Genomic DNA, 22,635 nt, shown 5'->3' with positions numbered 1-22,635 from the left:
GCGGCGCGGGTTGCAAGGGAGTGCACAGGCTCCATGCCTGGAAGCAGGAACGCTGAACCTTCGAGATGACCGCCCACGCGGCCGTTGCAAGCACGGCGGTGCGCAACCAGGCGTCAGAAAGGTGAGTTGCTGGCGCTCAGGCAAATCCGTTCTGCCGCCAGGCCTCGAAGACCGTGACCGCGACCGCGTTCGACAGGTTCAGGCTGCGCTGGCCCGGCCGCATCGGCAGCCGCAGTCGCTGCGCAGGCGGAAACGATTCGCGCAGTTCGGGCGCGAGGCCGCGCGTCTCGGCGCCGAACACGAGCCAGTCGCCGGGCTGGAACGCCACGTCATGCACGGGCCGGCTGGCATGCGTCGTCATCGCGAACATGCGCTGCTTCGGCGGCCGCTCGCTGGCCAGCAGCGCGGCCCAGCCCGCATGTCGGCGCACCTCGGCGTACTCGTGGTAATCGAGGCCGGCGCGGCGCATGTGGCGGTCCTCCATCGAGAAGCCGAGCGGCTCGACCAGGTGCAGGGTGCAGCCCGTGTTGGCCGCGAGGCGGATCACGTTGCCGGTGTTGGGCGGGATCTCGGGCTCGACCAGGACGATATGGAACATCAGGTGTCCTCGGTGCGCGCGAACACCGCCGCCGCCACGTCGCTGGCACCCGCTTCGCGGAACACATGCGCCAGCGCGAACAGCGAGGCGCCGGTGGTCATCACGTCGTCGACCAGCAGCACGCGCTGGCCGTGCACGGAGGCCGCACGCGCGGGTTCCAGCGCGAACGCGCGACGCACGTTCGCCTGGCGGCTGTCGTGGTCCAGCTCGGCCTGCGAGGCGGTGTCACGCACGCGCACGACAAGACTTGCGTCGGCCTTGGCAGGTGCGAGGCGTCGCGCCAGTTCGTGCGCCTGGTTGAATCCGCGGTGGGCGAGCCGCTCGCGCGAGAGTGGCATGGCGACGACCCATCGGGCATCGGCGATGCGGTCGCGCAGCATGGTGTCGCGCAGCAGGAGGTCGCTGAACGTTCCGGCCCAGCCCGCCTCGTCACCGAACTTGAAGCGACCTACCAGGGTCGCCCAGGGATAACCGTAGCTCACCGCGGCATGGCAAGCGTCCAGCGGCGGCGGTCGGCGCAGGCAGCGACCACAGCGATCGACGCCTTCGGGAATCGCGAGCGCGCAGGTGCGGCAGCGGTGCCGAGTGGCGGCGAAGCGCGCCTCGCAGGCCGCGCAGACGGGCCGCGCGGGCCAGGCACGGCACACCTCGCAGCGTGCCGGTGCCGCCCTTGCAATGCCTCGTGCCAGCTGCGCCCACATGCGGCTCAATATACTGCCCGGCTCCGTGTCCACCCGTCCTCCGACCCTCGATCCGATCGCCGCTGCACGCTGGGCGCGCGTCGCGCCGCCCCGCTCGCCCTGGCTGCACGAGGAGGTGGCCCGGCGCATGGCGGAGCGGCTGGAGTGGATCCGGCTCGCACCGTCGGCCTGGGCGCACTGGGAGCCGGTGCGCGGCGGCCTCGAAGCCCAAGCCCTGCTCGAACAGCGGTATCCGCAGGCCGCGTGCCTGTTGGTCGAGCCGGTCGCCTCACGGCAGGCAGCTGCCCGCGAGGCCCTGTCTCCCGCCTGGTGGAAGCGCTGGGGCGCACCGCGCCGCCAGTTCGTCGACAGCCTTCCCGATGGCGGCGTGCAGATGCTGTGGGCCAACATGGCGCTGCACACCGAGCCCGACCCGCAGGCCTTGCTGGCCCGCTGGCATCGGGCGCTCGCGGTCGACGGCTTCCTGATGTTCTCGTGCCTCGGCCCCGATACGTTGCGCGAGCTGCATGCGCTCTATGCGTCGCTGGGATGGGGGCCGGCCGGCCCGCAGTTCACCGACATGCACGACTGGGGCGACATGCTGGTGGCCGGCGGTTTCGCCGAACCAGTGATGGACATGGAGCGCGTGACGCTCACCTGGGCCGATGCGGACCGGCTGCTGGCCGAACTGCGCGAGCTCGGGGCCAACCTGCACCCGGCACGCTTCGGCGCCTTGCGCGGGTGTGGCTGGGAGCAACGCCTGAAGGACGAGCTCACCGCGCGGCTGGCCGGCTCGGACGGCCGGCTCGCCCTGACCTTCGAGATCGTGTATGGCCACGCCCTGCGTCCTGCCGCGCGGATGCCGGTCAGCGCCGAGAGCAGCCTCTCGCTCGACGACATGCGCCGGGCGTTGCACGGGGGCAGCCGCAAGGACAAATCCTCCGGCGCCGGGAATTGATCACGAGATGCAGCCGCTACAATGGCTGGTTGTTTTGTGAGCGTCACCGTCGATGCCGGTTTTTCGTTTCGCGACAGTCCAGGGCCAGAACATCGTCTGGTTCCTGAAGCGCAATTGCTCGGTCACGCCGGCCCAACTGGGCTGGTTCTACGCCTCGCTTTGCGTCGTGTCGCTGGCGATCGCCGCGTTCTTCTGGCTTCACGGTGCGACCCTGATCCTTCCTTTCGCCTGGCTTGAGCTCGGTGCCGTGGGGCTGGCCTTCCTGGTCTACGCTCGGCATGCGGCCGACGGCGAGCGCATCTCGCTGCAGGGCCGGCGGCTGGTCGTCGAGCTGGAAACGGCCGGCCAGTTGCAGCGCACGGAGTTCGACCCCGACTGGGTGCGCGTCGAGCCGCGCACCGGGGGGCGGTCGCTGATCGAGGTGTCCGGCCGTGGCGGCCGGGCGGTCAGGGTGGGGCGCTACGTGCGGCCGGAGCTGCGGCCGCTGCTGGCGCAGGAGATCAGGAGCGCGCTGCGCGAGTGGGGAACGGCCCGCTGAGCGGGCCCGGTGTGTGATCGAGTCAAACGGAACCAAGAAACGATGAAGAGCCTTTCGACCCTGGCCCGGCTGACGGCCCCGCTGGCCGCAGCTGCCGCCGGCGCCGCGCACGCAACCAATGACCTGCCGGGAGGCCCCGCCGTCCGCCAGCTGAACCTCACCACGGCCGCCACGCGCATCGCGGTCGAGCAGAGCTGGCTGCACTGGTTCATGCTGATCACGTGCATCGTGATCTTCGTGCTGGTCTTCGCGGTGATGTTCTATTCCATCTGGAAGCACCGCAAATCGGTCGGCCACAAGCCGGCCAACTTCCACGAGTCGGTGACTGTCGAGGTCATCTGGACCATCATCCCGTTCCTCATCGTAATCGGCATGGCGCTGCCCGCCACGAAGGTGCTGGTCGCGGCCAAGGACACCAGCAACGCCGACCTCACCATCAAGGCCACCGGCTACCAGTGGAAGTGGGGCTACGACTACCTGAACGGCGAAGGCTCGGGCGTGTCGTTCCTGTCCACGCTGGACCCGACGCACCGGGAGATCTCCAACGAGGGGGCCAAGGGTGACGTGCCGGACAACTACCTGCTGCAGGTCGACAACCCGCTGGTGGTGCCCGTCAACAAGAAGGTGCGCATCATCACCACCGCCAACGACGTGATCCACGCCTGGGGCGTGCCGGCGTTCGGCGTCAAGCAGGATGCCATTCCCGGCTTCGTGCGCGACACCTGGTTCCGCAGCGAGAAGACGGGCGACTTCTACGGCCAGTGCTACGAGCTGTGCGGCAAGGAGCACGCCTACATGCCGATCCACGTGAAGGTGGTCTCTGCGCAGGAGTACACCGCCTGGGTGGGCGACCAGCAGAAGAAGATGGCCGCCAAGGCGGACGACCCGAACAAGGTCTGGCAGCTGGCCGACATCGTGACCCGCGGCGAGAAGGTCTACACCGCCAACTGCGCGGCCTGCCACCAGCCCAACGGCAAGGGCGGCGGCCCGATCCTGCCGCTGGACGGCTCGCCCATCGTCAACGACGCCGACAAGACCAAGCAGATCCACGTGGTGCTCAATGGCCGCAACGCCATGCCTTCGTGGAAGCAGCTGTCCGACACCGACATCGCGGCGGTGATCAGCTACACCAAGAATCACTGGTCCAACAAGACCGGCCAGGTGGTCCAGCCTTCCGAAGTGCTGGCCCAGCGCGGCAAGTGATCGCGCACGCAGGAATCAAGGAAGAAAGCAAGCCATGAGCGCAGTCCTCCCCACCCACGGCCACGCGGGCGAGCATGCCCACGACGATCACGAGCACCACGGCGCGCCCGCCGGCTGGCGCCGCTGGGTCTACGCCACCAACCACAAGGACATCGGGACGCTGTACCTGCTGTTCTCGTTCACCATGCTCATGGTGGGCGGCCTGCTGGCGATGATCATCCGCGCCGAGCTGTTCCAGCCCGGCCTGCAGCTGGTCAACCCCGAGCTGTTCAACCAGCTGACCACCATGCACGGCCTGATCATGGTGTTCGGCGCGATCATGCCGGCGTTCGTGGGCTTCGCGAACTGGATGGTCCCGCTGCAGATCGGCGCCAGCGACATGGCGTTCGCGCGCATGAACAACTTCAGCTTCTGGCTGTTGATCCCGGCCGCGCTGATGCTGGTGGGATCGTTCTTCATGCCGGGCGGCGCGCCCGCCGCCGGCTGGACGCTTTACGCCCCGCTGACGCTGCAGATGGGCCCGTCCATGGACGCCGGCATCTTCGCGATGCACATCATGGGCGCCTCGTCGATCATGGGCTCGATCAACATCATCGTCACCATCCTCAACATGCGGGCCCCCGGCATGACGCTGATGAAGATGCCGATGTTCACGTGGACGTGGCTGATCACGGCTTACCTGCTGATCGCGGTGATGCCCGTCCTGGCCGGCGCGATCACGATGACGCTGACCGACCGCCACTTCGGCACCACGTTCTTCAACCCGGCGGGCGGCGGCGACCCGGTGATGTACCAGCACATCTTCTGGTTCTTCGGCCACCCCGAGGTCTACATCATGATCCTGCCGGCCTTCGGCATCATCAGCCAGGTCGTGCCGGCCTTCTCGCGCAAGCGCCTGTTCGGCTACGCCTCGATGGTGTACGCCACCAGCTCGATCGCCATCCTGTCGTTCATCGTGTGGGCGCACCACATGTTCACGACCGGCATGCCCGTCACCGGCCAGCTGTTCTTCATGTACGCGACCATGCTGATCGCGGTGCCCACGGCCGTGAAGATCTTCAACTGGATCGCGACGATGTGGCAGGGCTCGATGACCTTCGAGACCCCGATGCTCTTCGCCGTCGGCTTCATCTTCGTGTTCACCATCGGCGGCTTCACCGGCCTGATCCTGGCGATGGCGCCGATCGACCTGCTGCTGCAGGACACCTACTACGTGGTGGCGCACTTCCACTACGTGCTGGTGGCCGGTTCGCTGTTCGCGCTGTTCGCCGGCTTCTACTACTGGTCGCCCAAGTGGACCGGCGTCATGTACAACGAAGGCCGCGGCAAGATCCACTTCTGGAGCTCGCTGATCTCCTTCAACCTGGCCTTCTTCCCGATGCACTTCCTCGGGCTGGCCGGCATGCCGCGCCGCTATGCCGACTACCCGATGCAGTTCGCGGACTTCAACGCCGTGGCGTCCATCGGCGCCTTCTGGTTCGGCCTGTCGCAGGTGTACTTCTTCTTCTTCGTCGTGCTGCCGGTGATGCGCGGCCAGGGCAAGCCCGCGGCCCAGCGTCCCTGGAACGACGCCGACGGCAAGGGCGCCGAAGGCCTGGAGTGGGAAGTGGCGTCGCCGGCGCCGTTCCACACCTTCGAAGTGCCGCCCCGGCTGGATGCCAGCGCCACCCGCGTGCTGGACGCGATGCCTTCGAGCGTGAACCCGAACGCCGCCGCCGGCGCCGTGCCGCACTGACATTCGGTCCCGCGAGCAGCCATGGCCACTGAAGAACAGAAGAAGGCGAATCGCCGCCTGGCGCTGATCCTGGCGTCGATCGCCGTCGTCTTCTTCCTGGGCTTCATCGCCCGGATGGCCCTGGTCAAAGGCTGAGACCGTGGGCTTGCGCTCGGCGAATGTCAGGATGGTCGGCAAGCTGTGCGTGGTCACGGCCGGCATGTTCGCGTTCGGCTACGCGCTGATCCCGCTGTACAAGCACATCTGCGAGCTCACCGGCATCAACGTCCTCGCCTTCGGCGAGTCGCAGGTGCCGGGCGGCGCGCGAGTCGCTGCCAACACGCAGGTCGACCTCACGCGCACCATCACGGTGGAATTCGACGCCAATGCGCGCGGCCCCTGGGCGTTCAAGCCCGCCGTGAGCTCGCTGAAGGTCCACCCGGGCGAGCTCACGACCGTGCTGTACGAATTCCAGAACACCCAGGGCCGGCGCATGTCGGCCCAGGCCATTCCCAGCTACGCCCCGCGTCAGGCCGCCTCGCACTTCAACAAGGTCGAGTGCTTCTGCTTCAACCAGTACACGCTCGATCCGGGCGAGAAGAAGCAGTGGCCGGTGGCGTTCGTCATCGACCCGAAGCTGTCGAAGGACGTGACCACGATCACGCTGTCGTACACGTTCTTCGAGGTCGGCTCGGGCACGCCGCCAGCGCCCACTGCTGCCGCACCGGCGCCCACGGGAGCCGCGGGATGAGCATGTTGCGCACGGCGCGTGCAGTCGCATGGTCGTTCCTGGGCATCCGCAAGGGCGAAGGCCTGCAGCAGGACATGCAGCAGCTCAATCCCCTGCACGTGGTGCTGGTCGCGCTGGTCGCCGTGGCGCTGCTCGTCGGGGGCCTGATCGCGCTGGTGCACTGGATCGCCTGAGACACACACAACACAGACATCGAGAGAAGCAGGAGTCGAGAGAACCATGAGTACCACCACCAGCGGCGTCACGCCGTACTACTTCGTGCCGCACCCGTCGCGGCACCCGGTCTTCGCGGCCGCCGGACTGTTCTTCGTCATCCTGGGCGCGGCCAACTGGATCAATGGAAATCACTGGGGCATGTACTCGGTGTTCCTGGGCCTGCTGTGGCTGTTCTTCGTGCTGTTCCAGTGGTTCCGCGACTCGATCCGCGAGAGCGAAGGCGGCCAGTACAGCCGCAAGATCGACCTCTCGTTCCGCTGGAGCATGAGCTGGTTCATCTTCTCCGAGGTGATGTTCTTCGGCGCCTTCTTCACCGCGCTGTGGTGGATGCGCTCGCACTCGGTGCCGGCCCTGGGCGGCCTCGACAACGCGCTGCTGTGGCCCGACTTCAAGGCCGTGTGGCCGAGCGTCGCGCCCGGCACTACCGCGTCGCCTGCCAACATCATCGAGCCGTTCCAGACGATGACGCCGTTCTGGCTGCCGACGATCAACACCGCGCTGCTGCTGTCCTCGGGTGCCACGCTGACCGTGGCGCACCACGCGCTGCGCGCCGGCCACCGCGCCCAGACGATCCTGTTCATGTGGATCACCGTGCTGCTGGGCCTGACCTTCGTGTTCGTGCAGGGCTACGAGTACTTCCACGCCTACCACGAGCTGAACCTCAAGCTCAGCTCGGGCGCCTACGGCTCGACGTTCTTCATGCTCACCGGCTTCCACGGCTTCCACGTGATCGTCGGCATGCTGATGCTGCTGTTCATCACGCTGCGCCTGATGGCTGGCCACTTCACGCCGGAAAAGCACTTCGGCTTCGAGGGCGCGGCCTGGTACTGGCACTTCGTGGACGTGGTGTGGCTGGGGCTGTACACGCTCGTCTATTGGCTGTAGCGCTTCGCGGAGGACGAACAAGGCGCCCGATGGGCGCCTTGTCCTTTGGGCGCTCGCTGCGCGAGCGGGCGTTACGCGCCGGCCGGGATGCCGGTGGGATGGATGTAGCCGAGCTTCCACGCGATGAGGATGCAGACGAACAGCAGAATCGAGAAGCCGACGCGGAACGCGAGCGCGCGCGCCATGTTGTTCGTCTTGGCCTTGCCGTCCTGCCCGTCGCGCATCATGAAGTACAGCGCCGAGCCCAGGCTGCCCAGGATGGCGAGGAACGCCAGCAGCACGAGGTATCGCATGCGCCCGATTATCGGCGCGGGCGCATGACCGGCTCCCGCTCACTGCTGGTCACCGTGGCCGCCGTCATCGGCGTGGGGGCGACATTCGCGCTCGGCCTGTGGCAGCTGGACCGCGCCCACCAGAAGGAGGCGCTGGCCGCCTCCATTGCGGCGCGGCAGAACGAGCCGCCGCTGCCGCAGGATGCATTGCTGGCGGCCGATGCCCCTTCGCTCGTGCACCGGCGCGTGCAGGTGCGCGGCACCTGGGTCTCCAATCGCACGGTGTTCCTCGACAACAGGCAGATGCAGGGCGGCGGGGTCGGATTCTATGTCGTGACGCCGTTGCGGCTGGCCGGCAGCGATCGCGTCGTGCTGGTGCAGCGGGGCTGGGCGCCACGCAACTTCATGGCCCGCGAGCAGTTGCCGCCGGTGCAGACGCCGGCCGGCGAAGTGCAGCTCGAGGGCCGCATCGCCCCGCCGCCGTCGCGGCTCTACCAACCCGGCGCGGCGGGCAGCGGGCCCATCCGGCAGAATCTCGACTTGCCGGCCTTCGCCGCCGAGACTGGCCTCGCGTTGCTGCCGGTGACGGTGCAGCAGACCGGCGGCCCTTCGCAGGGCTTGCGGCGCGACTGGCCCGAATCCTCCGGCCGCGGCCCCGAAACGAACTACGGTTATGCCTTCCAGTGGTGGGCCCTGTGCGGGCTCATCGCCGCTCTCTATGTCTGGTTCCAGTTCATCCAACCCCGCCGCCAAGCACGTGCGCCCTGACCAGCCGCTGGACCTGACGGTTCACGCGCTGCCCGGCCCCCGCGAGGTGGAGCAGGCGCAGCGCACCGCGACCGGACGGCTGAAGATGCTGGTCGTGATGCTGATCTGCGCAGCGCCCGTCATCGCCTCGTACTTCACCTACTACGTCGTGCGTCCGTCGGGCCATGCGGGCTACGGGCAACTGATCGAACCGCAGCGCGACATGCCTCCCATCCAGGCATCCACGCTGGAGGGCCAGCCGCAGCCCCTGCGTGCGTTGCAGGGCCAGTGGCTGCTCGTGAGCGTGGCAGGCGGTGGCTGCACCCGGCAGTGCGAGAACCACCTGTACCTGCAGCGCCAGTTGCGCGAGAGCCTGGGCAAGGACAAGGAGCGACTCGACTGGGTGTGGCTGGTCGACGATGCAGCGCCGGTGCGCGACTCCCTGCGGCCCGCGCTCGCGCAGGCCGACGTGCTGCGCGTTCCACGCGAGCAGCTCGCGCAGTGGTTGCAGTCCGCCGAGGGCAGCGCGCTCGAGGACCATCTCTACGTGATCGACCCGATGGGCCACTGGATGATGCGATTCCCGCCGGGCATGGATCGCGGCGGCGCCGCCAAGGCCAAGCGTGACATCGAGCGTCTCCTGCGGGCATCGGCCGGATGGGACCAGCCGGGGCGGCAGCGATGACGCAGCTCGTGGACCTCGCGCCGGCGGCGCACATCATGGCGATGGGCGCCGTGGTCGCCTGCGGGCCGATCGCGTGGCTGTGGCTGCGCAGCCGCCGCGCGCCGGCCGGTCAGCGGCTGGCGGCGCTCACGCTGCTCACGCTGTTCCTCACGTTCGACCTGGTGCTGTTCGGCGCGTTCACGCGACTGACCGATTCGGGCCTGGGCTGTCCCGACTGGCCCGGTTGCTACGCGAGTGCGTCTCCGTTCGGCGCGCACGAGGAGATCAGCGCAGCGCAGGCCAGCCTGCCCAGCGGGCCGGTGACGCACGCGAAGGCCTGGATCGAGATGGTCCACCGTTATCTCGCGACGGGCGTGGGCGTGTTGATCCTCACGCTCGCCATCGGCACGTGGGTGCTTCGTCGTCGCCAGCAGTTGCCGGTGAGTCCCTGGTGGCCCACCGCGACCCTGGCCTGGGTGTGCCTGCAAGGCGCGTTCGGTGCGTTCACCGTCACGCTGAAGCTGCAGCCGGCCATCGTCACCATGCACCTGCTGGGTGGGCTGGTGCTGCTGGCACTGTTGGTGCGGCAGGCCGTTGCGTACCGCCACGCGCAGGCTGGCGCCGTGCCCGTCGACCTGGATGGGCGCCAATGGCTGCTGCTGGTGGCCACCACGACGGCCCTGTGGCTGCAGGTGGCGCTGGGCGGTTGGGTCAGCACCAACTACGCCGTGCTGGCGTGCCAGCAATTCCCCAGCTGCCAGGGCAGCTGGTGGCCACCGATGGACTTCCAGCAAGGCTTCGAACTATGGCGGCCGCTCGGGATGACGGGTGGTGGGGAGCACATCGCCTTCGCCGCGTTGACGGCGATCCACTACACGCACCGGCTCGCGGCGTACGTCGTGTTCGCGTTGCTCGCGGCGCTCGCCTGGCAGGTGCGCCAGCCCTTGCCGCGCCAGTCGCGGCTGCTGGCGGTGCTCGCCCTCTGGCAACTGGCCAGCGGCCTGTCCAACGTCGTTCTCGGCTGGCCGCTCGCGGGCGCATTGGCGCACACGGGCGGCGCCGCTGCCTTGGCGGCTGTGCTCACCTGGGCGTTGTGCGAATCCAGGAGCGTGCCGGCGCCCGCGACGGCCGCACGGCCCCTCGCACGGGAGGCACGCTCGTGAGCCGCGTCGCCCAGTTCTACGCGCTGACCAAGCCACGCGTGGTGCAGCTGATCGTGTTCTGCGCGGTGATCGGCATGGTGCTCGCCGTTCCCGGGCTGCCCTCGCTCGACGACCTGCGCGTGGCCACGCTGGCGGCGTTCGGCATCTGGCTGGTCGCCGGTGCGGCAGCGGCCTTCAACTGCCTGGTGGAAAAGGGCATCGACGCCAAGATGCGGCGCACCGCCTGGCGCCCGACGGCCAAGGGCGAGCTGTCGGACACGGAGACGCTGGTGTTCTCGGCCTTGCTGTGCCTCGCCGGCTCGGGGCTGCTCTATGCGGCGGTGAATCCGCTGACCATGTGGCTCACCTTCGCCACCTTCGTTGGTTACGCGGTGATCTACACGGTGGTGCTCAAGCCGCGCACGCCGCAGAACATCGTGATCGGCGGCGCATCGGGCGCGATGCCGCCGGTGCTCGGATGGGCGGCGATGCGCGGCGACGTGGGCCCCGAGGCGCTGGTGCTGTTCCTCATCATCTTCCTCTGGACGCCGCCGCATTTCTGGGCGCTGGCGCTGTACCGCGTGGAGGACTATCGCAAGTCCGGCCTGCCGATGCTGCCGGTCACGCACGGCAGCGAGTTCACGCGCCTGCAGATCCTGCTGTACACGCTGGTGCTGTTCGCCGCCTGCATGCTGCCGTTCGCGATCGGCATGAGTTCATGGCTGTACCTCGTGGCGGCCCTGGTCCTGAGCGCCGGGTTCACCTGGTATGGCTTTCGCCTGTGGCGCAATTACTCCGATGCCCTGGCGCGCAAGACCTTCCGCTTCTCCCTGATCCACCTGAGCGTGCTGTTCGCCGCCCTTCTGGTGGATCACTACCTGTTCTGAGGAGAGTCCCATGGACCGTCGCCATCTCCTGCAAGCCATCACGGCCATCGCCGCGGGCCCGCTGCTGCTGGCCGCGTGCGGCGAGCGCAAACCGCAGTTCAATGCGGTCGATCTCACGGGCGCTGACTACGCCAAGGACTTCCAGCTGCCCGACACCGACGGCAAGGTGCGCCGCCTGCAGGATTTCAAGGGCAAGGCGGTGATCGTGTTCTTCGGCTACACGCAGTGCCCCGACGTCTGCCCGACGACGATGGCCGACATCGCGCAGGCCAAGAAGCTGTTGGGCCAGGAGGGCGCGAAGGTCCAGGGCATCTTCATCACCATCGATCCCGAGCGCGACACCCCCGAGCTGCTGAAGGCCTACGTGGCCAACTTCGGCCCCGACTTCATCGCCCTGCGTGGCACGCCGGAGCAGACTGCTGCCGTCGCGAAGGACTTCAAGGTCTATTACAAGAAGGTCGAGGGCAAGGCGCCGGGCAGCTACACCATGGACCATTCCGCGGCCAGCTACATCTACGACCCGGAAGGTCACCTGCGGCTGTACGCACGCTATGGCGCCGGGCCGCAGGTGCTGGCCGACGACCTGAAGCAGCTGCTGCAGGCCTGAGCGCCTGCGGTCTACTCCGCCTTGATGTGGCGGGACTCGATGATGCCGCCGAGCAGGGCGGTGTCCGCCTTCACGCGGTTGGCCAGGCCCTCCGAGGATGTGCCCGCCACCTGCCAGCCTTGCTGGAACAGCTTCTGGCGCACTTCGGACGTGCGCGCGATCCCGGCGATCAGCGAGGACAGCTTCTCGACGATCGGCTTGGGCATCGACCGGGGCGCTGCGGCCGCCGTCCAGATCTCCAGCTGGAAACCGCGCGTCACTCCGCCTTCGTCGAGGCTCGGGTACTCGGGGACCAGCGAGCTGCGGCCCAGCGACGTCACGCCGATCGCGCGCAGCTTGCCCGCGCGCACCTGCTGCGTGACCAGGCCCGGAGGCAGCAGTGCCAGCTGGATCTGGCCGCTGATCATGGCGTTGATCACCTGCGGATTGCCGGGATAGGGCACGTGCACCGGCTCGATGCCCGTGCGCGACTTGAGCAGTTCCATCCCGATGTGGCCCACGGTGCCCACGCCGGGTGAGCCGTAGCTCCACTTGCTGCCGGCGCTGCGCGCCGCGGCGAAGAAGTCCTGCGCGTTGGCCCCAGGCGCGTTCGCCGGTGCGGTCAGCACCAGCGGCGCCGTCCCGATCAGGCTGACGGGCGCGAGATCCTTGACGGGGTCGAACGGGGTCGCCGGGTTCAGCAGCTTGGCGATGGTCATGTTGCCGTTGATCATCACGCCGATGGTGTGGTCGTCCGTCGCCTTGACCACGGCATCTGCCGCGATGTTGCCGCCTGCACCGGGCTTGTTGTCGACGATCACCGGCTGGCCGAGGGCCTTGGACAGGGGGTCGGCGATGGTGCGCGCCACCAGGTCCGGCGTCGAGCCGCCCGGGAAGCCCACCAGGATGCGCAGTGGCCGGGTCGGCCACGCGGCGGCGGCCGGGCCGGGGCGCGTGGCCTTCTGCGCGAACGACGGTGTGCATGCTGCGGCCATCGCGGCCGACAGGGCGGCGCGGCGGGAAACGGGGAACGTCATGGGAGCAATCCTTCTGGAGCCGTGGCTGCCACGGCGCGGGCGCAATGCTAACCCCCGCGGCCACACGGCACGCAGCCGGCGCGCTTCAGAAGTTCAGCGGTCGGATCTGCTTGCGCGAGTCCGGTCGCACGCCGGCCAGCGCGTCCAGCGCCCACTGGAGCGTGGTCTCGGCGTCGGGCTGCTGGTCCGGCAGCAGTGCCATCACCACCATCACGCGCAGCGTAAGCTCCTGCGGCAGCGCGCTGCTGGGACGCAGCCCGCTGGCGACCAGTTGCTGTGCGCGCGACGTCGCCGTCTCGGCGCTGGTCGGCCCTTCCAGCAGCAGTGCGAACTCGCGCTCGCCGACCCGTGCAGCCGTGTCGACGTCGCTGCAGGCGCGTCGCAGGTGCGAGGCCATCACGACGAGGTCCCGGTTCAACGTGTCGCGCCCATGGTCGCCGGCGATCGCATCGAGATTGGCGACCTTCGCCACCAGTAGGACGCAGGCATGCTTCTGCTGGCGCGCGCGGACGAGGGCGGCGTCCATCCGCTGCAGCAGGCTGCGCCGATCTGCGAGACCGGTGAGGGCGTCGGTGCGCGGCAGGGCGGATGCGCGCAATTGGCCCTCGCGCCGGCGGCTGCCGCGCCGGCTGAGCGCGTAGAACAGGATCGGCATTTCCATGGCCCCGCCCATCGACAGCCCGTAGCGGGTGAGGATGCTGTTCGGAACCAGGTTCAGGCCGCGCGCGATGGGGAACAGCGCCATCACCAGCACCGGCACGAAGCCCAGCGCGATGACCCGGATGTCCGGGTCGTCGCCCTTGCGCCAGACCAGCCCGATCAGCAGCGCGACGAGGGGCACGGACAGTCCCGTGAGCGCCAGCCGGAAGGCGAGCAGCTCGCGGGTGGGCAGCAGCGGGTCCAGCAGGGCGGCGACGAGCAGCACGACGACGAGCAGTTGCACCGTGCGGTGCAACGCGTGCGAGAAGCGGGCGGGCTCGGTGACGGCGTGGACGAACCAGAGGCCCGCGGGCGCGGCGAGGGCCGGCAGGATGAAGGTCGACTCGGCATTCCACGCCAGCCAGTCATTCCACAGGTGCTGTGCCCCGGCTCCAACGTACGAGGCTTGTCCCGCAGTGAAGCAGAGCAGGTAGACGGCGTAGACACCGAACAGGCGGTCGCGATAGCCGACCCAGTTGAGCAGGCTCACCAGCATCAGCAGCACGGACAGCCCGAAATAGGCGCCGAACAGCAGCTGCTCGCGCTCGCGCACTGCCAGGAGCCGGCCCTGGCTGTACAGCACGAGAGGCGCGGCGAAGTCCACCCGCTCGTGGACGATGCGGAGATAGAAACGCTCGGGCCCGCTTCGGTCGTCCCCCTGCAGTTCGAACGTCGGGACCCGTCCCGGCAGCGGCCACTGGGAAACCGGCCGCGAATCGCCCGCTTCCTGCGCGTTCCATGTGCCCTGCGAGTCCCGATGGAACAACTGGACCCGGTCGGTGCCGGAGAGCCCGATCGTGACGAACCAGTGGCCAGCGTCGCGGCGCTCCACGTCGAAGCGGACCCAGAGCGCGGCGTTGTCCAGCCGGTACTGACGGCTGCCATCGAGAGGCTGCCAGCCGAGCGCGTCGCCGGCAGCGGCGATCTCGCCGACCGTGCCGCCCTGGCCGCGTTCGATCCAGACTTGTGCCTTGCCGGCCAGCGAAATGCTCCCTTGGCTCGGGTCGAGCACGATCACCCCGGGTTGGACCGTGGCGACGTCCGGTGCGCTATCGGCGCGCGCGGTGGCGGTCAGCAGGACGCACAACAACGCGAAACACGCCCTGAGGATGAGCTGCGGCACGGGCCGATTCTCACCCATTGCCGCGCTGCTACCACAAGTCGCTCGGCCTGAAAACGACAAAGCCCGGCAGAAGCCGGGCTTTGTCGACGGATGAGGCTGGGCCCGTCAGGCGTACGCAGCCAACGACTTGCGCATCTTCTTCATGGCGGCCGACTCGATCTGGCGGATGCGCTCGGCCGAGACGCCGTATTCGGCGGCGAGCTCATGCAGGGTCATGCCGCCGGAGCCATCGTCGTTCACCTTCAGCCACCGCTCCTCGACGATGCGACGGCTGCGCGGATCGAGACCGTCCAGCGCGCTGGCGATGCCGTCCGTGGCCATCGCGTCGCGCTGCTGCGATTCCAGCACCGCGGTCGGCTCGTGGCTGGCATCGGCCAAGTACGCGATCGGGCCGAAGGCTTCCTCGCCATCGTCGCTGGGCGACGGATCGAGCAGCACGTCGCCGCCGGCCATGCGCGTTTCCATCTCGATGACTTCCTCGCGCTTGACGTTCAGCTCGCGCGCCATCACCTCGATCTGGGCATCGGTCAGCGTATCGCGGTGGGTCTGCGCATCCTCCTCGTCCTTGAAGCCCTGCTTCATCGAACGCAGGTTGAAGAACAGCTTGCGCTGGGCCTTGGTGGTGGCGACCTTGACCATGCGCCAGTTCTTCAGGATGTACTCGTGGATCTCGGCCTTGATCCAGTGCAGCGCATAGCTCACCAGCCGCACGCCCTGGTCGGGGTCGAAGCGCCGCACCGCCTTCATCAGGCCGATGTTGCCCTCCTGGATCAGGTCGCCATGGGGCAGGCCATAGCCCAGGTACTTGCGCGAGACCGACACGACCAGCCGCAGGTGCGACAGGACCAGCTTGCCGGCGGCCTCGAGGTCGGCATGCTCCTTGAATTTCTTCGCGTACTCGTGCTCCTCTTCGGGGGTGAGCATCGGCAGCCGGTTCACGGCCGAGATGTACGCGTCCAGATTGCCCAGCGACGGAACCACAGCCCAGGGGCTGGCCACCGCGAGGGCGCCACCAGGGGCTGCAAGCGAAGCTGTCATACCGGGGGCTCCTTTCACTGTATTCATCATGTTAGCACTCGGTTAGAGAGAGTGCTAAGGCGCGAGTTCCATCGCCGTCCGCACGATGTGGGCGGAAGGATCACGGTGGATTCTGAACACGGTCTCGGGTTCTCGGCTGTCGGAGCAAAGCCCGAAACAGCCTGTAGCCCAGCTTCTGTAAGCGGTCGCTTACCAGCGAATGCCGACCTTCCGGAAGAGCAGCGTGAGCACGAACAGTGGGCCCACCCAGAGGTATTGCAGGTCCTCGAAGAACGAGGGTTTCCTGCCCTCGAGCTTGTGCCCGACGAATTGCGCGATCCAGGCCACCACGAAGAGGGCGGCCGAGATCGGCAGGACTTGGCTGCCCATCGCGTGGACCAGCAACAGCCCGACCGCCGTGAGCACGGCCATGGTGACCAGGAACACCACGGACAACCTCGCGTAGTAGACGAGGCTGGCGCCCACGAACGCATAGGCCACCCACGGGTGCAGCGCACGGAGCAGCCCGAGCAGGCTGAGCATGATCAAGGGGATGGCCACGCAGTGGATGGCCTCGTTCCTCGGGTCGCGGTGGCTCTCGGCGTAATGCGCGAGCAGGGCGTCCACCCTGCGGGGCGCCGCGGTGTCGGACGGGCCGGTGGCGGTCTGCATGTCTTGTCTCCCGGGGGCGGCTTGGTCTGGAACAATCCCGGGCCGGAGTTTGCACGATGCCGTCGACCGCAGCCACCCAGGTTCTCAGTCTCGTGACCACGGTCGGGGGCGAGGACGACGCGCGCCGGCTGGCATCGGCCCTCCTGGATCAGCGCCTGGCAGCCTGCGTGCAGGTCGACCGGCTGGAGTCGCACTACCGCTGGGAAGGCGCGCTGTGCGCCGAAGCCGAATGGCGTCTGACCGTGAAATCGGCGCCCGACAAGCTCGCGGCCCTGCAGGCCTTCCTGGCGACCCAGCATCCCTACGAGTTGCCGCAAGTCGTGTGGCAGTTGCTCGAAGCGACGCCCGCATACGCCGCCTGGGTGCGCGGCGAGGTCGACGGCCTCAGCGCACGGTGAGCAATGGCCCCGCGCCGCGCTCGCCGACGCTGCCGATCACGGCCGCTGCATCGAAGCCATGCTTGCGGAACACAGCCAGCACCTGGTCCGCCACCGCAGGACTGCAGGAGACGAGCAGGCCGCCGCTGGTCTGCGGATCGGTGAGCAGGGCGCGCCGTGCATCGCTGAAGCCGGTGGGCAACTGCACGTCCTTGCCATAGCCAGCCCAGTTGCGGCCGGAGGCGCCGGTCACGTGGCCGGCTTGCGCGAGTTCGGCCACGCCGGGCAGCAGCGGCACGCGCGGCCAGTCGAGGGTGACTGCGAGTCCAGCGCCACGCGCCAGTTCGAGCGCATGGCCCGCAAGGCCGAAGCCCGTGACATCGGTCAGCGCATGCACGCCGTCGAGCACGGCGAGTTCGGGCCCCGGCGTGTTCAGGCGCGTGGTCGTCTCGATCATGCGGTCGTAGCCCGCTGCATCGAGCAGTTCCTTCTTCAGCGCTGCCGAGAGCACGCCCACACCCAGCGGCTTGCCGAGCACCAGCACGTCGCCGGCCCGCGCGTCTGCATTGCGCTTGACGCGCGAGGGATGCACCAGGCCCAGCGCCACCAGGCCGTAGATCGGCTCGACCGAGTCGATCGTGTGGCCGCCTGCGATCGGAATGCCTGCCGCCCGGCACACCGATTCGCCGCCTTCGAGGATGCGGCCAATGGTGGTCGTCGACAGCACGCTGATCGGCATGCCGACCAGGGCCAGCGCCAGGATCGGCTTGCCGCCCATGGCGTAGACGTCGGAGATCGCATTCGTCGCTGCAATGCGCCCGAAATCGAACGGATCGTCGACGATGGGCATGAAGAAGTCGGTGGTCGCGATCAGCGCCTGCTCGTCATTGAGCTTGTAGACCGCGGCATCGTCGGCCGTCTCGATGCCCACCAGCAGCTCGGGCGGCACCGGCAGCCGGCCGGTGTTGCGAAGAATGTCGGCCAGGACGCCGGGCGCGATCTTGCAGCCGCAGCCGCCACCATGGGACAGCGAGGTGAGGCGCGGCTCGGCGCTGGTGGCAACGGCGGGGTTGAGAGGAGCGTTCATCGTGGGTCCTGCAGGTCGTGCACCAGGTGCAAGAGGGCTTCGCGCTCGCGGGCGGGATCGAACAGCGGCGCGCGGGCCTGGCATTGTGCTCGCAGCCGTCCGAGCAGCGTCGCTGCAGGGTCATGCCCGCGCGCGTCCTGCTCGGCCCGGCATCGCAGCAGGAGCGTGGCGAGGCCAGCGGCGTCGCCAGGCTCGAAGTAGCCCTCGTAATCGGCTCCCAGCATGCCGACGTTGCCCGCAATGCGCGAGGCGAGCACCGGCGTGCCGCAGCGGACTGCTTCCATCACGACATGGGCGCCGCCTTCGGCCAGGCTGGGATGCACCAGGACGTGTGCGCGCTGGATCCAGCGACAGGCCTGCGCATGGGGCAGGGCGCCCAACCATCGGTAGCAGCTGCTCGCGGCTTCGGTGGCACGGGCGTCGTCGGCCCAGTGCCCCTGCGCATCGCCGATGTGGCGCAGTTGGATTCCGGCCCGCGGATCGAGCCGCCGCGCGGCCTCGAAGAGCGTGCCCGGCCCCTTCACGTCGCGCAGGTGCCCGACCGCGACGGCCCGCAGGCACCGGCTGCTCTTGGGCAGCGTCGCGCGCGCCGGACCCGAAGCGTGGATCACGCGCGCCTTGCCCCGCAACGCGTCCGGGAGCGCGACTCGCGCGTCCTCCTGCAGCACCACCAGCCGCTGCGCCAGCTCCATCGATCGCTGCACCTCGGGCCTGCCGGCGAATTCACCGTACAGGTCGGTGCCGGTGAGCACCACGCCGAGTCCCTTGCGGCCGCGTTGCGTGGACCAGGCCTGGATGGCGTCGGCCGAGCGTGCTGCATGCAGGGCGAGCATCACTGTGTCCTTGTCCGACCCACTGCCGTCCGGCCACTGGGTTGTGATCCGCACCGCGTGAGAGCGGCGCAGCAGGGTGGCCCAGCGGCGGGCGGTCTGCCAGTTGCCATTGTTGGCGGCGGCGAGCGACGGGCTTACGATGACCACCGATGAGCGGAACATCCAGCGGTTATAGCGCGGCCACGCGCGTGCGGCAGGGCAGTCGGGACGACGTGCGCGCGGCGCTCGTATGGCAGCGCGAACGCACGCTGGCGATCGCCGATGCGTATGTCGAGGCGCTGGGGCCGCAACTGGCGGTGCCGTACAGCGTGCTGCTGAACCCGCCGCGCTGGGAGCTGGGCCATGTGGCCTGGTTCCAGGACTGGTGGATCGCACGCAATCGCGAGCGCGACCTGGGCACGCGCTGCGATCCGGACCACGAACGTCCCCCCGCCACGCTGGCCGATGCCGACCGCTGGTTCGACTCCAGCCGCGTCGTCCACCGCACCCGCTGGACTCTGCCGCTGCCGCCGGTGGACGAGATCCGTCAGTGGCTGGCCGAGACGCTGGGCGCCACGCTGGTCCTGCTCGATGCGCTGCCCGCCGATGCGGGCGAGGACGCGCTGTACTTCTATCGCCTGGTGTGCCTGCATGAAGCAATGCATGCCGAGGCGGGCTGCTACATGGCGCGCACGTTGGGCTTTTCCATTCCCGAGCCGGAGACCGTGCCAGGCCCGCAGGATGAATTGCAGGTCCAGGCCCAGCGCTGGACGCTCGGCTCGCCGGGAGGCGGCTTCGCCTTCGACAACGAGCTCGGTGCGCACGAGGTGGAACTCGCCGCCTTCCGCATTGACGCGGCACCTGTGAGCTGGGATCGCTTCCACGGTTTCGTGGATGCGGGCGGCTACACCGACCCGCGCTGGTGGAGCGAGGACGGCTGGTCGTGGCGGCAGCGCGAACGCGCCAGCGATCCGGCCCTGCCGCGCGGCTCCGACACGGCCGTGCACCTCAGCGCGTTCGAAGCCGACGCCTGGTGCCGCTGGGCCGGCCGCCGCCTGCCGACCGAGGCCGAATGGGAGTGCGCGGCACTCACGCAGCCGGACTTCACTTGGGGCTCGGCCTGGGAGTGGACGGCATCGCCTTTCCAGCCCTATCCGGGTTTCGTCGCGCACCCTTATCGCGATTACTCGCAACCCTGGTTCGGCAGTCGTCGCGTGCTGCGCGGCGCCTGCGCCGCGACCTCGCCGTGGCTGGCACATCCGCGCTACCGCAACTTCTTCGAGCCGCACCGGCACGACGTCACGGCGGGCTTCCGCAGCTGTGCCGCGATCGACTAGCCGAGCAGCGCCTGCGCGAATTCACGCGCGTTGAAGGTCTCGAGGTCCTCGAGCTTCTCGCCCACGCCGATGAAGTAGACGGGCACCGGCAGTTCCTGCGCGATGGCGGCCAGCACCCCGCCCTTGGCCGTTCCATCGAGCTTGGTTACGACGAGGCCGGTGAGCTTGAGCGCGTTGTCGAAGGCCCTGACCTGCGCCAGTGCGTTCTGGCCCGTGTTGCCGTCGATAACCAGCAGTACCTCGTGCGGCGCATCGGGTTGCGCCTTCTGCACCACGCGCTTGATCTTCTTCAGCTCCTCCATCAGGTGCAGCTGCGTGGGCAGGCGCCCGGCGGTGTCGACGATGACCACGTCCTTGCCGCGCGCGCGCCCGGCACTCACCGCGTCGAAGCTCACCGCCGCGGGGTCGCCGCCCTCCTGCGACACGATCTCGACGGTGTTGCGATCGGCCCAGATGGCCAGCTGCTCCCGCGCGGCGGCGCGGAACGTGTCCGCGGCCGCGAGCAGAACCGAAGCGCCCTCGTCCGCGAGGTGCTTCGTGAGCTTGCCGATCGAGGTCGTCTTGCCGGCGCCGTTGACGCCCGCGACCATGATCACGGTGGGCTGCTGCTCGCCGATGACCAGCGCCTTTTCCAGCGGCTTGAGCAACTGCGTCAGCGCTTCACTGAGGATGTTCTGCACCTGCACCGACCGCGTCGCACCGGTGGCGGCCACCTTCCGCTTGACCTCGTCCAGCAGGTGCTGCGTGGCCTTCACGCCGGTGTCCGCGAGCAGCAGTGCCGATTCGAGATCCTCGTACAGCTGGTCGTCGATCTGTCCGCCGGTGAAGACCTGCGCGATGTTGGAGCCGGTCTTGCGCAGGCCCGCGCTGAGCCGCTCGACCCAGCGTTGGCGCTCGGGCGCCACAGGCGCAGGAACCGGGATCTCCATGGGCCGCACCAAGGCGCTGCCGATGAGGCTGCGCGGCGCGGGTGCAATGGCTGGCGCGGGTGCAGGGGAAGGTGCGGGCGCGGGTGGCGGTGCCTGGACCGGAGTGGTGAATGGCGCCGCCGTCTGCGAGGGCGCGGCCGGGATCGCGGGTGTCGCTGCAGGTGCGCTGGTCGGCGCTGGTGCGGGGGTTGCCGCTGGCTTGCGACGGAAAAAACTGAACATTGAAAGCGTTTCTAGAATCAGCCCATTCTATGAAACACCTCCTTCGGCACGCGGCGGCCATCTGCTGCGCCGCCTTGCTCGCCACTGGCCCAGCCGCGCAAGCCCAGGGCTCCCGCGTTCCTCCAGCACCATCAGACGCGCCGACGGCGCAGGGCACGGTCCAGCCGTCCGTCTTCACGCTCGACAACGGCATGACGCTGATCGTCAAGCCCGATCACCGTGCGCCGACGGCCGTGCACATGGTGTGGGTGCGCGTGGGCGCGATGGACGAGGTCAGCGGTTCCAGCGGCATCGCGCATGCGCTGGAGCACCTGATGTTCAAGGGCACGAAGAAGCTCGGCCCCGGCGAGTTCTCCCGTCGCGTGGCCGAGATGGGCGGACGCGAGAACGCCTTCACCAGCCGCGACTACACGGGCTACTACCAGCAGATTCCGGCCCACCGCCTGGAGGACGTGATGAAGCTCGAGTCCGACCGGTTCGCCAACAACCAGTGGGCCGACTCCGAGTTCAAGCACGAGATCGAGGTCGTGAAGGAGGAGCGCCGCTGGCGCATCGAGGACCAGCCGCGCTCCATGCTGTACGAGGTGATCAGCGGCACGGCGTTCCTCGCCTCGCCGTACCGTCGTCCGGTCGTGGGCTGGATGAGCGACCTGGACGCCATGACGCCGCAGGACGCGCGCGACTTCTTCAAGCGCTGGTACGTGCCGGCCAATGCCGCCATCGTGGTCGCCGGCGATGTGGACCCGCAGCAGGTGCTGCGGCTCGCGCAGCGCTACTACGGCAGCATCGCGGCACGCCCGGTGCCGCCGCGCAAGCCGCAAGTCGAGCCGCCCCAGGCCGGGATCCGCCGTGTCGAGCACAAGGCGCCGGCAGAGCAGTCGTACATCGCGCTGTCGTACAAGGTGCCGCAGGTGCGTGCCTTCGACGGCAGTGCCGAAACGCGCGACGCGATGGCCCTCACGGTGCTGTCGGCCGTGCTCGACGGCTACAGCGGCGCGCGACTGGACCGCGCGCTGACGCAGGGTCCCGACCGCGTGGCCGACGGCGCGGGGGCCGGCAACGGACTGTGGGGCCGGGGTCCCCAGCTGTTCACGCTCGACGGTGTGCCGGCGCCGGGCAAGACGCCCGAGCAGGTCGAAGCCGCGCTGCGCGCCCAGGTGGCCCGGATCGCGCGCGATGGCGTGAACGAGGCCGAACTGCAGCGGGTGAAGACGCAATGGATCGCCGGGCAGATCTACAAGCGCGACTCGGTCTTCAGCCAGGCGCAGGAGCTCGGTTCGTTCTGGGCGCAGGGGCTGCCGCTCGATGCCAGCGATCGCCTGATCGACCAGCTCAAGACCGTGACCGCGCAGCAGGTGCAGGCCGTCGCCGCGAAGTACTTCGGCGACGACCAGCTCACGGTCGGCACGCTGCGTCCGCTGCCACGCGATCCGAACGAGCGCCCGCGCCAGCGGCCTGCCGGCGTTCGCGACTGAGGACCCG

General features: G+C 68.7%; 26 protein-coding genes. 16 read left to right on the top strand and 10 right to left on the bottom strand.

The window, feature by feature from the left end; translation table 11 throughout:
* Positions 1–136: 136 nt before the first annotated feature.
* Positions 137–598, bottom strand: coding sequence for a tRNA (cytidine(34)-2'-O)-methyltransferase (locus tag ACPWT1_RS01965; protein WP_427913755.1), 462 nt, complete (start codon positions 596–598; stop codon positions 137–139).
* The gene (locus tag ACPWT1_RS01960; RefSeq protein ID WP_427913754.1) at positions 598–1,299 is read right to left on the bottom strand and encodes a phosphoribosyltransferase family protein; all 702 of its coding nucleotides are present in this window, start codon (positions 1,297–1,299) and stop codon (positions 598–600) included. The genes ACPWT1_RS01965 and ACPWT1_RS01960 overlap by 1 nt, the downstream gene beginning before the upstream one ends.
* Here ACPWT1_RS01960 and ACPWT1_RS01955 point away from each other — a divergent pair.
* From ACPWT1_RS01955 to ACPWT1_RS01920, 8 genes are read left to right on the top strand one after another with little or no spacing between them, the layout of a single operon-like run.
* Complete coding sequence (locus ACPWT1_RS01955) at positions 1,298–2,236, top strand: class I SAM-dependent methyltransferase (protein WP_427913753.1); 939 nt, start codon at positions 1,298–1,300, stop codon at positions 2,234–2,236. The two genes, ACPWT1_RS01960 and ACPWT1_RS01955, sit on opposite strands and share 2 nt — an antisense overlap.
* Positions 2,237–2,288: 52 nt before the next feature.
* Positions 2,289–2,774: a DUF2244 domain-containing protein gene (locus ACPWT1_RS01950; RefSeq protein WP_427913752.1), complete on the top strand. Its 486-nt coding sequence runs from the start codon at positions 2,289–2,291 to the stop codon at positions 2,772–2,774.
* Between the two features lie 42 nt (positions 2,775–2,816).
* Positions 2,817–3,977 (top strand): cytochrome c oxidase subunit II, encoded by a 1,161-nt coding sequence (gene coxB, locus ACPWT1_RS01945; RefSeq protein WP_427913751.1) that lies wholly within the window; start codon positions 2,817–2,819, stop codon positions 3,975–3,977.
* A gap of 34 nt (positions 3,978–4,011) precedes the next feature.
* Positions 4,012–5,712: a cytochrome c oxidase subunit I gene (ctaD, locus tag ACPWT1_RS01940; RefSeq protein WP_427913750.1), complete on the top strand. Its 1,701-nt coding sequence runs from the start codon at positions 4,012–4,014 to the stop codon at positions 5,710–5,712.
* Positions 5,713–5,733: 21 nt separating this feature from the next.
* A complete protein-coding gene (locus ACPWT1_RS01935) occupies positions 5,734–5,847 on the top strand; it encodes a cytochrome oxidase small assembly protein (RefSeq protein ID WP_427913749.1) in 114 nt (37 codons plus the stop codon).
* 31 nt (positions 5,848–5,878) lie between these two features.
* Positions 5,879–6,442 carry a cytochrome c oxidase assembly protein gene (locus ACPWT1_RS01930; protein ID WP_427913748.1) on the top strand — a complete coding sequence of 188 codons (564 nt, stop codon included), beginning with the start codon at positions 5,879–5,881 and terminating at the stop codon, positions 6,440–6,442.
* Complete coding sequence (locus tag ACPWT1_RS01925) at positions 6,439–6,615, top strand: DUF2970 domain-containing protein (RefSeq protein WP_427913747.1); 177 nt, start codon at positions 6,439–6,441, stop codon at positions 6,613–6,615. Before ACPWT1_RS01930 ends, ACPWT1_RS01925 begins: the two co-directional genes overlap by 4 nt.
* A 46-nt stretch (positions 6,616–6,661) precedes the next feature.
* Positions 6,662–7,543, top strand: coding sequence for a cytochrome c oxidase subunit 3 (locus ACPWT1_RS01920; protein ID WP_427913746.1), 882 nt, complete (start codon positions 6,662–6,664; stop codon positions 7,541–7,543).
* 71 nt (positions 7,544–7,614) lie between these two features.
* Here the strand turns inward: ACPWT1_RS01920 and ACPWT1_RS01915 are convergent, their stop codons facing one another.
* Positions 7,615–7,836 (bottom strand): twin transmembrane helix small protein, encoded by a 222-nt coding sequence (locus ACPWT1_RS01915; protein ID WP_427913745.1) that lies wholly within the window; start codon positions 7,834–7,836, stop codon positions 7,615–7,617.
* A gap of 24 nt (positions 7,837–7,860) precedes the next feature.
* On the opposite strand from ACPWT1_RS01915, the gene ACPWT1_RS01910 reads away from it, so the two are divergent.
* Genes ACPWT1_RS01910 through ACPWT1_RS01890 form a run of 5 tightly spaced genes read left to right on the top strand, consistent with a single transcriptional unit; the run spans position 7,861 to position 11,862 of the window.
* Entirely contained in the window at positions 7,861–8,583 is a 723-nt protein-coding gene (locus ACPWT1_RS01910; protein WP_427913744.1) for an SURF1 family protein, read from the top strand.
* On the top strand, positions 8,534–9,247 hold the full coding sequence (locus ACPWT1_RS01905; protein ID WP_427913743.1) for an SCO family protein: 714 nt from the start codon (positions 8,534–8,536) through the stop codon (positions 9,245–9,247). The genes ACPWT1_RS01910 and ACPWT1_RS01905 overlap by 50 nt, the downstream gene beginning before the upstream one ends.
* Positions 9,244–10,389, top strand: a complete 1,146-nt coding sequence (locus tag ACPWT1_RS01900) for a COX15/CtaA family protein (RefSeq protein ID WP_427913742.1) — start codon at positions 9,244–9,246, stop codon at positions 10,387–10,389. Before ACPWT1_RS01905 ends, ACPWT1_RS01900 begins: the two co-directional genes overlap by 4 nt.
* Positions 10,386–11,255 carry a heme o synthase gene (cyoE, locus tag ACPWT1_RS01895; protein WP_427913741.1) on the top strand — a complete coding sequence of 290 codons (870 nt, stop codon included), beginning with the start codon at positions 10,386–10,388 and terminating at the stop codon, positions 11,253–11,255. Before ACPWT1_RS01900 ends, cyoE begins: the two co-directional genes overlap by 4 nt.
* Before the next feature lie 10 nt (positions 11,256–11,265).
* Entirely contained in the window at positions 11,266–11,862 is a 597-nt protein-coding gene (locus ACPWT1_RS01890; protein ID WP_427913740.1) for an SCO family protein, read from the top strand.
* 11 nt (positions 11,863–11,873) lie between these two features.
* On the opposite strand, the gene ACPWT1_RS01885 is transcribed toward ACPWT1_RS01890, so the two are convergent.
* The 4 genes from ACPWT1_RS01885 to ACPWT1_RS01870 all read right to left on the bottom strand — a co-directional run bounded on the left by ACPWT1_RS01885 (position 11,874) and on the right by ACPWT1_RS01870 (position 16,389).
* Positions 11,874–12,878, bottom strand: a complete 1,005-nt coding sequence (locus ACPWT1_RS01885) for a Bug family tripartite tricarboxylate transporter substrate binding protein (protein ID WP_427913739.1) — start codon at positions 12,876–12,878, stop codon at positions 11,874–11,876.
* A gap of 85 nt (positions 12,879–12,963) precedes the next feature.
* Complete coding sequence (locus ACPWT1_RS01880) at positions 12,964–14,760, bottom strand: sensor domain-containing diguanylate cyclase (RefSeq protein WP_427913738.1); 1,797 nt, start codon at positions 14,758–14,760, stop codon at positions 12,964–12,966.
* Between the two features lie 45 nt (positions 14,761–14,805).
* Entirely contained in the window at positions 14,806–15,738 is a 933-nt protein-coding gene (rpoH, locus tag ACPWT1_RS01875; RefSeq protein WP_427913737.1) for an RNA polymerase sigma factor RpoH, read from the bottom strand.
* 189 nt (positions 15,739–15,927) lie between these two features.
* Positions 15,928–16,389, bottom strand: a complete 462-nt coding sequence (locus ACPWT1_RS01870) for a DUF962 domain-containing protein (RefSeq protein WP_427913736.1) — start codon at positions 16,387–16,389, stop codon at positions 15,928–15,930.
* Between the two features lie 56 nt (positions 16,390–16,445).
* Between ACPWT1_RS01870 and cutA the strand changes: the two genes are divergently transcribed.
* On the top strand, positions 16,446–16,787 hold the full coding sequence (cutA, locus tag ACPWT1_RS01865; protein WP_427913735.1) for a divalent-cation tolerance protein CutA: 342 nt from the start codon (positions 16,446–16,448) through the stop codon (positions 16,785–16,787).
* Here the strand turns inward: cutA and selD are convergent.
* On the bottom strand, positions 16,774–17,853 hold the full coding sequence (gene selD / locus ACPWT1_RS01860) for a selenide, water dikinase SelD (protein WP_427913734.1): 1,080 nt from the start codon (positions 17,851–17,853) through the stop codon (positions 16,774–16,776). The two genes, cutA and selD, sit on opposite strands and share 14 nt — an antisense overlap.
* The gene (gene senB / locus ACPWT1_RS01855) at positions 17,850–18,848 is read right to left on the bottom strand and encodes a selenoneine biosynthesis selenosugar synthase SenB (RefSeq protein WP_427913733.1); all 999 of its coding nucleotides are present in this window, start codon (positions 18,846–18,848) and stop codon (positions 17,850–17,852) included. The genes selD and senB overlap by 4 nt, the downstream gene beginning before the upstream one ends.
* Here senB and senA point away from each other — a divergent pair.
* Entirely contained in the window at positions 18,836–20,002 is a 1,167-nt protein-coding gene (gene senA, locus ACPWT1_RS01850; protein ID WP_427913732.1) for a selenoneine synthase SenA, read from the top strand. The genes senB and senA overlap by 13 nt on opposite strands.
* Here senA and ftsY read toward each other — a convergent pair.
* Positions 19,999–21,153 carry a signal recognition particle-docking protein FtsY gene (ftsY, locus tag ACPWT1_RS01845; protein ID WP_427913731.1) on the bottom strand — a complete coding sequence of 385 codons (1,155 nt, stop codon included), beginning with the start codon at positions 21,151–21,153 and terminating at the stop codon, positions 19,999–20,001. The genes senA and ftsY overlap by 4 nt on opposite strands.
* Positions 21,154–21,182: 29 nt before the next feature.
* Here ftsY and ACPWT1_RS01840 point away from each other — a divergent pair, with 29 nt between their 5' ends.
* Positions 21,183–22,628 (top strand): M16 family metallopeptidase, encoded by a 1,446-nt coding sequence (locus ACPWT1_RS01840; protein WP_427913730.1) that lies wholly within the window; start codon positions 21,183–21,185, stop codon positions 22,626–22,628.
* Positions 22,629–22,635 lie beyond the last annotated feature (7 nt).

Source organism: Ramlibacter sp. MMS24-I3-19 (assembly GCF_050320135.1).
Classification (GTDB): Bacteria; Pseudomonadota; Gammaproteobacteria; order Burkholderiales; family Burkholderiaceae_C; genus Ramlibacter.
Note: the sequence above shows the minus strand (reverse complement) of the source record. Positions and strands in the feature narration are given on the sequence as shown.

Coding starts and splice junctions, on each gene's coding strand:
- ACPWT1_RS01965 (WP_427913755.1), bottom strand. CDS start 598: ATGTTCCATATCGTCCTGGTCGAGCCCGAGATCCCGCCCAACACCGGC.
- ACPWT1_RS01955 (WP_427913753.1), top strand. CDS start 1,298: ATGCGGCTCAATATACTGCCCGGCTCCGTGTCCACCCGTCCTCCGACC.
- ACPWT1_RS01960 (WP_427913754.1), bottom strand. CDS start 1,299: ATGTGGGCGCAGCTGGCACGAGGCATTGCAAGGGCGGCACCGGCACGC.
- ACPWT1_RS01950 (WP_427913752.1), top strand. CDS start 2,289: ATGCCGGTTTTTCGTTTCGCGACAGTCCAGGGCCAGAACATCGTCTGG.
- coxB (WP_427913751.1), top strand. CDS start 2,817: ATGAAGAGCCTTTCGACCCTGGCCCGGCTGACGGCCCCGCTGGCCGCA.
- ctaD (WP_427913750.1), top strand. CDS start 4,012: ATGAGCGCAGTCCTCCCCACCCACGGCCACGCGGGCGAGCATGCCCAC.
- ACPWT1_RS01935 (WP_427913749.1), top strand. CDS start 5,734: ATGGCCACTGAAGAACAGAAGAAGGCGAATCGCCGCCTGGCGCTGATC.
- ACPWT1_RS01930 (WP_427913748.1), top strand. CDS start 5,879: ATGGTCGGCAAGCTGTGCGTGGTCACGGCCGGCATGTTCGCGTTCGGC.
- ACPWT1_RS01925 (WP_427913747.1), top strand. CDS start 6,439: ATGAGCATGTTGCGCACGGCGCGTGCAGTCGCATGGTCGTTCCTGGGC.
- ACPWT1_RS01920 (WP_427913746.1), top strand. CDS start 6,662: ATGAGTACCACCACCAGCGGCGTCACGCCGTACTACTTCGTGCCGCAC.
- ACPWT1_RS01915 (WP_427913745.1), bottom strand. CDS start 7,836: ATGCGATACCTCGTGCTGCTGGCGTTCCTCGCCATCCTGGGCAGCCTG.
- ACPWT1_RS01910 (WP_427913744.1), top strand. CDS start 7,861: ATGACCGGCTCCCGCTCACTGCTGGTCACCGTGGCCGCCGTCATCGGC.
- ACPWT1_RS01905 (WP_427913743.1), top strand. CDS start 8,534: ATGTCTGGTTCCAGTTCATCCAACCCCGCCGCCAAGCACGTGCGCCCT.
- ACPWT1_RS01900 (WP_427913742.1), top strand. CDS start 9,244: ATGACGCAGCTCGTGGACCTCGCGCCGGCGGCGCACATCATGGCGATG.
- ACPWT1_RS01890 (WP_427913740.1), top strand. CDS start 11,266: ATGGACCGTCGCCATCTCCTGCAAGCCATCACGGCCATCGCCGCGGGC.
- ACPWT1_RS01885 (WP_427913739.1), bottom strand. CDS start 12,878: ATGACGTTCCCCGTTTCCCGCCGCGCCGCCCTGTCGGCCGCGATGGCC.
- rpoH (WP_427913737.1), bottom strand. CDS start 15,738: ATGACAGCTTCGCTTGCAGCCCCTGGTGGCGCCCTCGCGGTGGCCAGC.
- ACPWT1_RS01870 (WP_427913736.1), bottom strand. CDS start 16,389: ATGCAGACCGCCACCGGCCCGTCCGACACCGCGGCGCCCCGCAGGGTG.
- cutA (WP_427913735.1), top strand. CDS start 16,446: ATGCCGTCGACCGCAGCCACCCAGGTTCTCAGTCTCGTGACCACGGTC.
- selD (WP_427913734.1), bottom strand. CDS start 17,853: ATGAACGCTCCTCTCAACCCCGCCGTTGCCACCAGCGCCGAGCCGCGC.
- senA (WP_427913732.1), top strand. CDS start 18,836: ATGAGCGGAACATCCAGCGGTTATAGCGCGGCCACGCGCGTGCGGCAG.
- senB (WP_427913733.1), bottom strand. CDS start 18,848: ATGTTCCGCTCATCGGTGGTCATCGTAAGCCCGTCGCTCGCCGCCGCC.
- ftsY (WP_427913731.1), bottom strand. CDS start 21,153: ATGTTCAGTTTTTTCCGTCGCAAGCCAGCGGCAACCCCCGCACCAGCG.
- ACPWT1_RS01840 (WP_427913730.1), top strand. CDS start 21,183: ATGAAACACCTCCTTCGGCACGCGGCGGCCATCTGCTGCGCCGCCTTG.